The organism is Sphaerospermopsis kisseleviana CS-549, assembly GCF_028329225.1.
GTDB lineage: Bacteria > Cyanobacteriota > Cyanobacteriia > Cyanobacteriales > Nostocaceae > Sphaerospermopsis > Sphaerospermopsis kisseleviana.
Genome location: NZ_JAQMTI010000092.1, coordinates 1 through 10,613 on the forward strand (window position 1 = coordinate 1; position 10,613 = coordinate 10,613).

A 10,613-nucleotide genomic window follows, 5' to 3' on the forward strand; every position below is an offset into this window, starting at 1 on the left:
TCGCGTCGGCAATAGTCTCAATTCAATACTTGATATCACCGTATTATATATCAAGTAGTTGATTTTTTCCTAAAAATATATTGATTTTTGTCAATACAAGTATAGTTTTGTCTATGAAATTGTCAACTTAGGACTTGCTCATTTCTCTAATCCCAACCGGGGACGAATCCCATAATTCCGATACCGGAAATAATCCCGCAAAATCCGGTCATGGTCAAAACATAAGTTAATCGGTACACACCAAGGCTCAAAAACACCTACACCCTTAGCATCATCACCCGCAACAGGTTCACCCGTCGCAGTTGCCAAAAATACAATACTAATTGTATGTTGACGAGGATCACGACTAGGATCAGAATAAACCAAAAACTGTTCAATTAACTCTATTTTTAAACCTATTTCTTCCTCGGCTTCCCTGCGTGCTGACACTTCCACAGGTTCACCATAATCTACAAACCCTCCGGGAATAGCCCATCCTAAAGGTTCATTATGTCTTTCAATCAGAATGATCGGGCGATGAGGTCGATCAATTAATTCAATAATAATATCAACGGTAGGAGCAGGATTTCTGTTGTTATTGTTAAGAATCAACATATTTTTAATTTAGTGTCCCTAAAAAATCAATTAAATGTAACATTTGTGTAAGTCCTCATCAACAATCTACTCACATTCACCATTAACTATGCCTTTTCCTAGATCAAGCGGAATTTTACTGCATCCAACTTGTTTCCCCAGTCGTTTCGGGATTGGGGATTTAGGGGATAAAGCTTATCGTTTTATTGATTTTCTCAAAGATAGCTACCAGCAATATTGGCAAGTTTTACCTTTAGGACCTACTGGTTATGGTAATTCTCCTTATATGTGCTACTCAGCAATGGCAGGAAATCACCTGCTGATTAGTCCAGATAAGCTGGTAGATGAGGGTTTGTTATCTGAAGCAGATTTTGCGAATTTACCAGCATTTCCGGCTGATAAAGTGGATTTTGAGCGAGTTATTCCCATTAAAACCAATCTGCTCAAAAAAGCTTGCGAAAATTTTAAACATCACGCCACCGCTATCCAAAGAAAAGCTTTTCACACTTTTTGCAACACCAGAGGCTATTGGCTGGATAACTATGCTTTGTTTATGGCGCTCAAAGATGCCCACAATGGAGCTAGTTGGTACACTTGGGAACTAGAACTGGCAAAAAGAGAACCCGCAGCATTGGCCCGGATGGAACAAGGGTTAACACAAGAAATATTTTATTACAAGTTCATCCAATATGAGTTTTTCCGTCAATGGTCAGAACTCAAGAATTACGCTAATCAAAATGGTGTAGATATTATTGGCGATATCCCCATTTACGTAGCTCATGATAGTGCTGATGTATGGGCAAATCCTGAATTTTTTGCTTTGGATGAAGAAACAGGTGCAGCGGCTTTAATGGCAGGAGTTCCACCAGATTATTTTAGCGCCACTGGTCAATTATGGGGCAACCCGGTTTACAACTGGGAAAAGTTGCAAAAGCAGGACTTTAAATGGTGGGTGCAACGTTTTGAGGCTATGCTGGATTATGTTGATATCATTCGGATTGACCATTTCCGAGGGTTTGAGGCTTATTGGGCTGTACCCCAAGGAGAAGAAACCGCCATCAATGGAGAATGGATCAAAGCGCCAGGGGGAGAATTTTTTGCAGTTATTAAACAAAAACTGGGCAAATTACCGATTTTAGCCGAAGATTTGGGGATTATTACAGAAGAAGTGGAAGCACTACGAGATCAATTTGAGTTTCCGGGGATGAAGGTATTACAATTTGCCTTTGGTTCAGATCCTGGTAATCCGTTTTTACCTTTTAATTACCCACGTAATGCAGTAGTTTACACTGGCACTCACGACAATGATACGACTCTAGGCTGGTTCAATACTACGAATGATTACGAAAAGCAAAATTTATTGTTATATTTGGGAAATATCAGCCCTGATGGTATACACTGGGATTTAATTCGTTTAGCTTTGAGTTCCATCGCTAATCAAGCGATTATTCCTTTACAGGATGTTTTGGGATTGGGAACTCAAGCCAGAATGAATTATCCCAGTACGGCTGAGGGTAATTGGGAATGGTGTTATCAGCAAGAGGTTTTGACCAAGGAATTGCGCGATCGCTTGAAAATTCTCACCAATCTTTATGGACGCGCTCCCATAAGTTGATGATTAACTTTTCCTGATTAACTTTTCCTGATTAACTTTTTCTGGGTGCGTAGTATAAAGCTGAAACCTGCATTCCGTACTCAAAACTTCATGGTTAGTAGGGGTTGGTTTAACCTAATTAGCAGTCTCAAGGAAACATAGCTATTTTTAGTTATGTGTAGTAGATGATATTGGCAGATAACAGCAATGTTTTCTATATTGTGTTGTATGCCACTGATAAATTTAATACTTGGTTAACCTATCCCTACTGGCGCACGACGTTTCAAGACCTGACCTTAGCGGCAATCCTGACTTCCTGAAATTTCCCCGGTTGTCCCATTTGTTTAGGTTGTTGCTGATTAACGCTCATCAACACACCCCCAGCATTGTCAGTTTTTACGGTCAGTTCTTCAGCAGCTTTCCATTTGCGGTGAGATCCTTTTGGTAGAACTCCCTCAAACTCGGTTTTACCATCAGCGACAATACGAACCCAAGATGAGGACTGCAAGGTAACATCAATTTCTACAGTTTCTGAACTGTTGATATCAGATGGAATTACCTTTAAATCCTGGGATTGCAGTTTCTGAGGCTTTAAATCGTCATTTTTCTCCGCCTTTAGTTGATTTTGGCTATTGTTTGCTTCTAAAGCGGTTTGATTCAATAACTGAGATAAACTAGTTACAGAGCATACTATGACGACAATGTAAAGCAAGTACAGATGAAAAGGACGCAGTTGAAAAAAGGGTTGGGGTTGCCAATTGCGTTGAAAACTGACTTTTTGAGAACCGAGAGGAAAATGGCTGGCAAATTCAGCACCCTTCACCCCTAGTGCATCAGCAAATTGCCTGATTAAACCCTGAGTGTAAATAGGTTCTGGTAAATCGCTTAAATCACCTACTTCAATGGCGTTTAATAGTCGGCGAGGAATTCTGGTGATTAACACAATTTCATCCATAGATAAACCCTTTTGTTGACGCAAAACCGCTAGTTTAGCGCCCAGTTGTGCTAATTTTTCCGCCTGTTGTTCTTCTATTGATGGTTTGCTGGGTTTTTCATCTTTTTTTCTTAGCCAGTTCAATTTCATAATTTTTATTCCACTCCTTAACTCAACTTAATCATTAATAGGTATCCGCTTTATCAATTGATAATTAACAATTGACAATTGATAATTGTGTTATTCAAGGTTGAAAATCCCCGATTTCCAGGTAAAAAAAGCCAAAAATTCTGGTTTTTCAAGATCCTGACTTTTAGGAAGAGGTAATTGTCAATTGTTCATTGTTAGTTGTCCATTATTGAACTGATTCTTTAAAAAAATAATTTCTTCTGGGGTGAGATGACGATAGTCACCAACACCGAGAAAACCAGCCTTTGGTGTTTGTAGTTGAATTGAACCGATGGCAGTGCGATGCAGTTGGATCACAGGATATCCTAACTGTTCAGCTACACGGCGAATCTGACGATTTCTGCCCTCCTGTAAAATTATTTCTAATTTGCTTTGGTTTGCCAAACGTTCAATCAAGCGTACTTTAGCAGGTCGTGTTTTTTTACCTTCTAGTACAACACCTTCACGCCACATCTTCAGAACTGTTTCTGGGGGATGTCCTTTAACCACAACATGATATGTCTTAGAGATATTATGACTGGGATGAGTTAGCGAAAATGTCAAGTCTCCATCATTTGTTAATATTAATGCTCCGGTAGAGTCAGCATCTAAACGCCCCACTGGGTGAATACCAGTACCCTTGTGTAAATTTTCGGGTAATAGATCCAAAACCGTAGTTCTACCGTGGGGATCATCACAAGTAGAAACTACTCCAGCGGGTTTGTTGAGTAACAAATAGATTAAAGCTGGGCGATCGCTGTGAGAAATAGGTTTACCATCAATGCAAATAGTGTCTCGTTGGGGATCGACTTTTTGACCTAAATGTGCCACAATCCCATTTATCTGCACTCGTGATTGCTTAATCATCTCCTCAGCTTCACGACGTGAGGCTATACCCCATTGAGAAATAATTTTTTGTACTCGTGCCTCCATGTATAAATTTTGTATACTTTGTTAATTCAGACTTATTATTAATTGTTCCAAGTTTTGTGGAGTTGATACCTAAAAGTGAATCTTGCCATTTCTCAGTTAATAGCAATCACCATTACAGTTAAGAACTGTTTAATATCTCGTGATTTTTGAGCAAATATCAAATACTAAGCAATAACCTTGTTCAATGACAGATAAAAACCCCCCATCCGCCAATAGTAAGAAAATAAGGTTAATTACTCAAGCACTAACCACGGCAATTAAGCTATGGCTAAAAACACAATTAACTCAAGTATCACAGATTGATATAGAGATTGGAGCAAGCGATCGCCAAATCCTTTCTGGCTGTATTCCTATGGTATCTATTTTTGCTACTAATGCAGTTTATCAGGGTATCCATGTTACACGCATTCAAATTTCAGCTGAAAATATACAGATAAACATTGGTTCCATAGTCAGGGGTAAACCCCTTAAATTATTGGAAATAGTTCCCGTAGTTGGTGAACTGGTGGTAGATGAAGGGGATCTGAATAAATCTCTTTCATCAGAATTATTGTCAACTGGCTTAAATGATGTACTGTTCAAACTATTACCAGAATTATGGGAAAAATACAAGCCTATTTGTTGGCAGAAAATTACACTTGACAATCAGCATTTAATACTGTATGGACTTGTAGCAACTGACAGAGAACCTATATCTTTAGAAATTTCTTTAGGTCTAGAACTGCTGAACAGTCAAGAACTACAATTAACACAGATTAAAATTCTGTATAATCAAGAACCAATTTTAGAAAATAATCCTGGATACAATTTAGACCTTGGTTCAGACGTTGACCTCCAAGAATTAACTTTGGAATCTAGCCAAATCTTATGTCGTGGACGCATCAACGTCAACCCATAATAGATAATTGACAATTGATAATTGACAATTGATAAGTGGTGATTGGTGATTGGTGATTGGTGATTGGGTAATAAATTTGATGTTTCCCTATCAACTATCAACTGTCAACTATCAACTATCAACTATCACTTTAACAAAGGTAAAATGAGTGTGACAAAATAGTAAACTAAAGGGGCGGTAAAAATATAACTATCAGTCCGGTCTAATATACCACCATGACCGGGTATCAATTGTCCTGAATCTTTTACTCCTGCATCTCGTTTTAACATAGATTCAGTTAAATCGCCTAAAAGACTAGCAACACCTATCAATAAACCCAAAGTTAAACCAGAGATCACAGAGTAAGGAAAATGGAGAAAATAAGCACCGGCTAGTGCTACTATGAGACTGCCGCTAATACCAAAAATTGCCCCTTCTACAGTTTTTTTCGGACTGATATTTGATAAAGGAGTTTTACCGAAAAACTTACCAAAAAAATAAGCACCAATATCAGCAGCCCAAATACATAAAAAAGTTAAAACTGTAAATGTTAAACCTTCGGGTAAACCAGTGATATTTTCTGGGGTAAAAATTTGATTCCAGTTTTCAGGCCAGTAGCCACCAAAGGGAAGATTACTAATAATATTTGTACTATTGAGATTTCGCAAACGTACCCAGTAACTCGGTAAATAACCGACATAAAACAGCCCCATAATAGAAGCGGAAATATCAGCAATGGTAGCAAATTTGGGTTGAAAAAGCAGGTAAAAACAAATAAAAGTTCCTGCTATGGGCATGATAGCATCAGCTAAACTGGCATTGAGAGTACAAATAGCCAGTAAAATTAAACTGACAACTATAGTAGTTTTAGCTGCGGGAGCAATACCTCTGGATCTAACTAAATTAAAATATTCTTGTTGACCTAAAAAGACAACGATCGCCATAGCTATGGTAAAGTACCAACCACCTAATAAGGTTGAAGATAAAGCTAAAGCGATCGCAATAATTCCACTAATAATTCTTGACCAAGGCATAATAATAGTATTTTAGATTTTAGATTTTGGATTTTGGATTGAATCCAAAACCGAAAACCGAATAGATTCAATCTAGTTTTTCACCACTGAGAATAAAAATCGGATCAGCGGCGACAAAGGTTTGGGAAAAACCGCGAGTTTCTAAGCGGTTAACAGCAGACTGTACAACCTCGATATTTCTGGCTCTTAACTGAGAAAAGCTTTGAGAAATAGCATACAGACTTTCTAGATTAGCAGCTGTGGCGACAACTCGACCGGATAAAGGCAAATAAAGCCAGACAGCTTGTAAAATTTCCTGGATAGCTTTTGCCCCTGCTATACAAACACGATCAGGGGTGGGTTGTATATCATGTAAACACTCTGGGGCGCTGCCTTCAATTACTTTGACATTTTTCACATTAAAGCGATCGCAGTTACGTTTAATCAAATTAGCCACTTCTTCATCTCGTTCTACCGCAATAACTCTTCCTTGGGGACACAATAACCCCACCTCTACAGGAATTGTACCTGTTCCTGCACCAATATCCCATAATACCGAATCTGGTTTTAATCGTAGTTGGGAAATTAACAATAATCTTAATTCTCGCTGAGTTAGGGGTATACCTGGTAAGTTCTCAAATAAGTCATCGGGAATACCAGGAGTAACATAAGGCCAAAGTTGGGAAGGCATAAGCAATTAAAAATTCAAAGTTTAAAATTCAAAGTTTAAAATTCAAAGTTTAAAATTCAAAGTTAAAATTCAAACTTAAAAATTACAGCGGATTCCTGTGTTATAAAGTACATAATAGCGCCCTCATCGGTTGCGGGGAGGGGGTTGGGGATGGGGTTTTTGTACCTGATGACACTGGGAAGTGCTGCATCAGCGGAAGTAGGAAGTAGTAACAATTAGTAAAACTATTCACCGAAAACTTTTAAAACATCCTGACAGTCAACAGGAATAAAAATAAAATAGAGAAAGTTTAACAACATAATTTTCTAAGTGATCTAGGTGATGCTGATGAATAGGGAAATATTGGGCGATCGCTACGAAGTTCAACAGCAGTTAGGTAAAAAGTCAGCCAGGAGGACTTTTTTAGCTCGTGACACCATAAACAATAACTTAGTAATTGTCAAGTTACTTGCTTTTAATAGTGACTTTGAATGGGATGATTTGAAACTGTTTGAACGGGAGGCGGAAACCTTACAATCTTTATCCCATCCCTCTATACCCCGCTATCTTGACTATTTTGAAGTAAAAGAATCCAATTATCAAGGATTTGCCCTAGTACAAACTTACATCCCAGCGAAAACCCTAAAACAATACTTACAAACTGGGAGAAAATTTGCAGAAAATGAAGTTCAAGAGATAGCTAAAGCAGTTTTAGAGATATTGGTTTATCTTCATGAGTTACACCCACCCGTGATCCACCGTGATATTAAGCCTAGCAATATTTTATTAGGAGAGCGATCGGGGAATAGTGTGGGAAAAGTTTATTTAGTAGATTTTGGTTCTGTGCAAACTGTTTTAGCCTCAGAAACAGGTACTAGAACCATTGTAGGAAGCTATGGTTATATGCCACAAGAACAATTTGGGGGGCGTACAGTTCCCGCTTCTGACCTTTATAGCTTAGGTGCAACTTTAATTTATTTAATCACAGGTACTCAACCGGCAGATTTACCACAAAAGAATTTTCGCATTCAATTTGAACAAGTGGCAAATCTGAGTCCGGGCTTAACTAACTGGTTAAAAAAGATGATAGAACCAGATTTAGCCAAGCGGTTTACATCTGCAAAAACAGCACTACAAGCTTTAGAAACACCGGAAAAAACTGATATTACAAATTCAACAACTGCTAAACCAGCAGGTAGTCAAATTCGACTAATTAAAAATGAGGAATATTTAAAAACTACCCTTCCTGCTAAGGGATTAACTTTGAATAGTTTATTGGGGATTCTATTGATGATATTTTGGAATTACATGACTTGGTTGTTTATCGTTGGCACGTTTAATACCTTTATTTATAATCCTTTTGATTGGGAAACAATAATAAGTGCTATATTCTCAGCTTTCTTTATATCACCTTTTTTTTTCACTGGTTTAGCTATGACATATGGTATGTTAAGTTCATTTTTTGAATGTAAAATTAGCATAAATCAGCAACAAATATCCTATAGTCTTTATTTTTGGGGACTGAAAATTAAACATACCTCTGCACCGAGAGAAAACATTAATCACTTAGTTTATATACCTCAACATTTGACACAAGATATGAATGGTGAGTCTGTAGTCAACGCAAAGTTAGTAATTTGGATAGGGGTAGAAAAATTGGAAATAAAAGTTGGTGACTATATCATCAAGTCTGAATATGAATTAAAATGGTTAGCTGATGAGTTAAGTAATTGGTTAGGGATAGAACTTGAAATAACCAAAAACTCAAATTAATGCTTCAGATATCTGTTGAAAATGATCCTGGGGACAACCAGAAATAGGTTTAAGTTTTCTCCTTCCTAGTCTCTGACTCCGAATGGAGTTGTTGATTACTAATGAAGCAGAAAACGCCTCTTTATAGCCTAAATTACCCCTCTATTTCATGTTAGAGGGGTTAATGTATGGGGTGCTTAATAATAACTCGCTGATTTACGATGATGTACTGCTGTCACACCATCTTGATTTAACACTTTCCCATCATCCACTGTGGCATAAACTAACCAATGATCGCCTACTTCCATCCGGTTCTTCACTGTACATTCTAGGTAAGCTAAAGCACCATTTAAAATTATACCACCGTTGTTAGCTTCTGCGGTGTCTAAACCTGCAAATCTATCTTGTCCAGGGGCGTAAACCTTCATAAATTGTTTGCGTATTTCTCGCCCCTCTGCTAAGATATTAACAACAAAGTTACTACCTGTATAAGTCATGTTTTCCATTGCCCGATCTTTAGCAACTGCAATGGTTAACCCAGGAGGACTAAAGCTGGCTTGTGCAACCCAAGATGCTAACATTCCGGTTTTTACTTCGCCTTGAGTTGCTGTAACGACACACAAAGATCCAACAATTCGCCCTACTGCTTGTTCAACATTACTTGCAGGTTGTCTAGCAACTACAGCTTTTTTAGCAGCGCGTTTTAATGCTTGAGCAAAATCTGTACCCGCTTCCTCACAGGTTTGTAAGGTGACTTCATTAGGTTTGAACTTAACGCGGATGGTTTCAAAACCAAAACGATAACCTGCATCTTTCAGTTTACCTTCAATTAAATCAACTGCTTCCCCACTCCAGCCAAAAGAACCAAACACACCAGCTAATTTATTATTAGTTGCAGTTGATAAAACAATACCTAAAGCTGTTTGTACGGGTGTGGGTGCATGACCGCCTAAAGTGGGCGAACCGATTACAAAACCAGCGGATTTTTCGATCGCCGTTTTAATTTCTTCAGGATCAGCAAATTCGCAGTTAATAGATTCTACGCTAACACCTGCTTTAGTAATACCACGAGCGATCGCACTAGCTAAAGTTGCAGTATTTCCATAGGCAGAAGCATAGATCAAAGCTACACTCATTTCCGCGTTAGTTTGTTGCTTGATCCATTCTCGGTAAGAGTGGGTAAGTTCCTGTAAAGCATATCTTACCAAGGGACCATGACCAGTAGCATACAACCTCACTGGCAAATCTGCCAACTTATCCAAAGCTGTTTCTACTTGTTTAGCATGGGGAGCCATAATACAATCGAAATAATAACGGCGATCTTCGTTAAAAACTTCCCAACCTTCATCAAATACTTGATCACCACAAATGTGCGCCCCAAATAACTTATCAGTAAACAAGATATTTGTTTGCGGATCGAAAGTACAAAGTTCATCAGCGTAACGGGGGTTAGGAGTAGGAATAAATTGTAAATGATGTCCTTTACCTAAATCTAAAGTTTCATCACCCCGCATTACCACAATCGGTAAATCTTCATTTTCTAAAGCTGCACGTAAATTTATCGCCCCTGGGTTAGAACAAACAAAAGTAATTTGAGGCGCAATTTCTGTTAATATTTTTAATGTTGCTGCCCGGTTAGGATTGACATGACCAAGAATTACATAATCAATATTTTTGATATCTATTCTTTTTTGTAAAGCCTGTAAATAAATTTCCGTAAAAGTTTCCCCAGGTGGATCAATTAAAGCGATTTTATCACCTTGAATAATAAAAGAATTAGCTGTTGTTCCCTTAGCTAAAGCATATTCAATTTCAAATCTTAACCTTGCCCAACTGCGCGATCTGATGATTGTTGTATCAGTACCAATAGGCAATATTTGGACATCACGGGGTTTAGTATTTGACATAACTGACATAAATTTAAGCTCCTGTTTTTAAATAAATTCTTTTTTGTTCCCCAGGGGAAACGCATCTAAATTTTATTGACAAAACACCATTTTTATGTATAAACGAAGAAATCCTTATTTATCGTTTGATTGATTTTTTCAGAGTCATCGTGATGGTTTAAATTATTGTCAATAAGTAGACGTTAATGCGAA

Annotated in this window: 9 protein-coding genes; 3 read left to right on the top strand and 6 right to left on the bottom strand. The window is 37.8% G+C overall.

Translation table 11 applies throughout. The annotated features are described in order from the left end of the window. Positions 1-138: 138 nt before the first annotated feature. The gene (locus PN497_RS06775; RefSeq protein WP_096566894.1) at positions 139-594 is read right to left on the bottom strand and encodes an NUDIX domain-containing protein; all 456 of its coding nucleotides are present in this window, start codon (positions 592-594) and stop codon (positions 139-141) included. An 88-nt stretch (positions 595-682) separates the two neighbouring features. Here PN497_RS06775 and malQ point away from each other — a divergent pair, with 88 nt between their 5' ends. Further along, the gene (gene malQ, locus PN497_RS06780; RefSeq protein WP_096566892.1) at positions 683-2,188 is read left to right on the top strand and encodes a 4-alpha-glucanotransferase; all 1,506 of its coding nucleotides are present in this window, start codon (positions 683-685) and stop codon (positions 2,186-2,188) included. Positions 2,189-2,450: 262 nt separating this feature from the next. Here the strand turns inward: malQ and PN497_RS06785 are convergent, their stop codons facing one another. After that, on the bottom strand, positions 2,451-3,245 hold the full coding sequence (locus tag PN497_RS06785; RefSeq protein WP_096572621.1) for a helix-turn-helix domain-containing protein: 795 nt from the start codon (positions 3,243-3,245) through the stop codon (positions 2,451-2,453). Between the two features lie 186 nt (positions 3,246-3,431). Then, positions 3,432-4,202 (bottom strand): pseudouridine synthase, encoded by a 771-nt coding sequence (locus PN497_RS06790; protein WP_096566890.1) that lies wholly within the window; start codon positions 4,200-4,202, stop codon positions 3,432-3,434. Positions 4,203-4,386: 184 nt separating this feature from the next. On the opposite strand from PN497_RS06790, the gene PN497_RS06795 reads away from it, so the two are divergent. Beyond that, positions 4,387-5,100 (top strand): LmeA family phospholipid-binding protein, encoded by a 714-nt coding sequence (locus tag PN497_RS06795; RefSeq protein ID WP_096566888.1) that lies wholly within the window; start codon positions 4,387-4,389, stop codon positions 5,098-5,100. A 125-nt stretch (positions 5,101-5,225) separates the two neighbouring features. On the opposite strand, the gene PN497_RS06800 is transcribed toward PN497_RS06795, so the two are convergent. Both PN497_RS06800 and cbiT read right to left on the bottom strand, forming a co-directional pair. Then, positions 5,226-6,113 (bottom strand): phosphatidate cytidylyltransferase, encoded by an 888-nt coding sequence (locus tag PN497_RS06800; RefSeq protein ID WP_096566886.1) that lies wholly within the window; start codon positions 6,111-6,113, stop codon positions 5,226-5,228. Between the two features lie 67 nt (positions 6,114-6,180). After that, on the bottom strand, positions 6,181-6,783 hold the full coding sequence (gene cbiT, locus PN497_RS06805) for a precorrin-6Y C5,15-methyltransferase subunit CbiT (protein WP_096566884.1): 603 nt from the start codon (positions 6,781-6,783) through the stop codon (positions 6,181-6,183). Positions 6,784-7,110: 327 nt separating this feature from the next. On the opposite strand from cbiT, the gene PN497_RS06810 reads away from it, so the two are divergent. Next, complete coding sequence (locus PN497_RS06810; RefSeq protein WP_096566882.1) at positions 7,111-8,535, top strand: serine/threonine protein kinase; 1,425 nt, start codon at positions 7,111-7,113, stop codon at positions 8,533-8,535. A 176-nt stretch (positions 8,536-8,711) separates the two neighbouring features. On the opposite strand, the gene PN497_RS06815 is transcribed toward PN497_RS06810, so the two are convergent. Continuing rightward, on the bottom strand, positions 8,712-10,421 hold the full coding sequence (locus PN497_RS06815) for a diflavin flavoprotein (protein WP_096572620.1): 1,710 nt from the start codon (positions 10,419-10,421) through the stop codon (positions 8,712-8,714). Positions 10,422-10,613 lie beyond the last annotated feature (192 nt).

Coding starts and splice junctions, on each gene's coding strand:
- PN497_RS06815 (WP_096572620.1), bottom strand. CDS start 10,421: ATGTCAAATACTAAACCCCGTGATGTCCAAATATTGCCTATTGGTACT.
- PN497_RS06795 (WP_096566888.1), top strand. CDS start 4,387: ATGACAGATAAAAACCCCCCATCCGCCAATAGTAAGAAAATAAGGTTA.
- PN497_RS06800 (WP_096566886.1), bottom strand. CDS start 6,113: ATGCCTTGGTCAAGAATTATTAGTGGAATTATTGCGATCGCTTTAGCT.
- PN497_RS06810 (WP_096566882.1), top strand. CDS start 7,111: ATGAATAGGGAAATATTGGGCGATCGCTACGAAGTTCAACAGCAGTTA.
- malQ (WP_096566892.1), top strand. CDS start 683: ATGCCTTTTCCTAGATCAAGCGGAATTTTACTGCATCCAACTTGTTTC.
- PN497_RS06790 (WP_096566890.1), bottom strand. CDS start 4,202: ATGGAGGCACGAGTACAAAAAATTATTTCTCAATGGGGTATAGCCTCA.
- PN497_RS06775 (WP_096566894.1), bottom strand. CDS start 594: ATGTTGATTCTTAACAATAACAACAGAAATCCTGCTCCTACCGTTGAT.
- cbiT (WP_096566884.1), bottom strand. CDS start 6,783: ATGCCTTCCCAACTTTGGCCTTATGTTACTCCTGGTATTCCCGATGAC.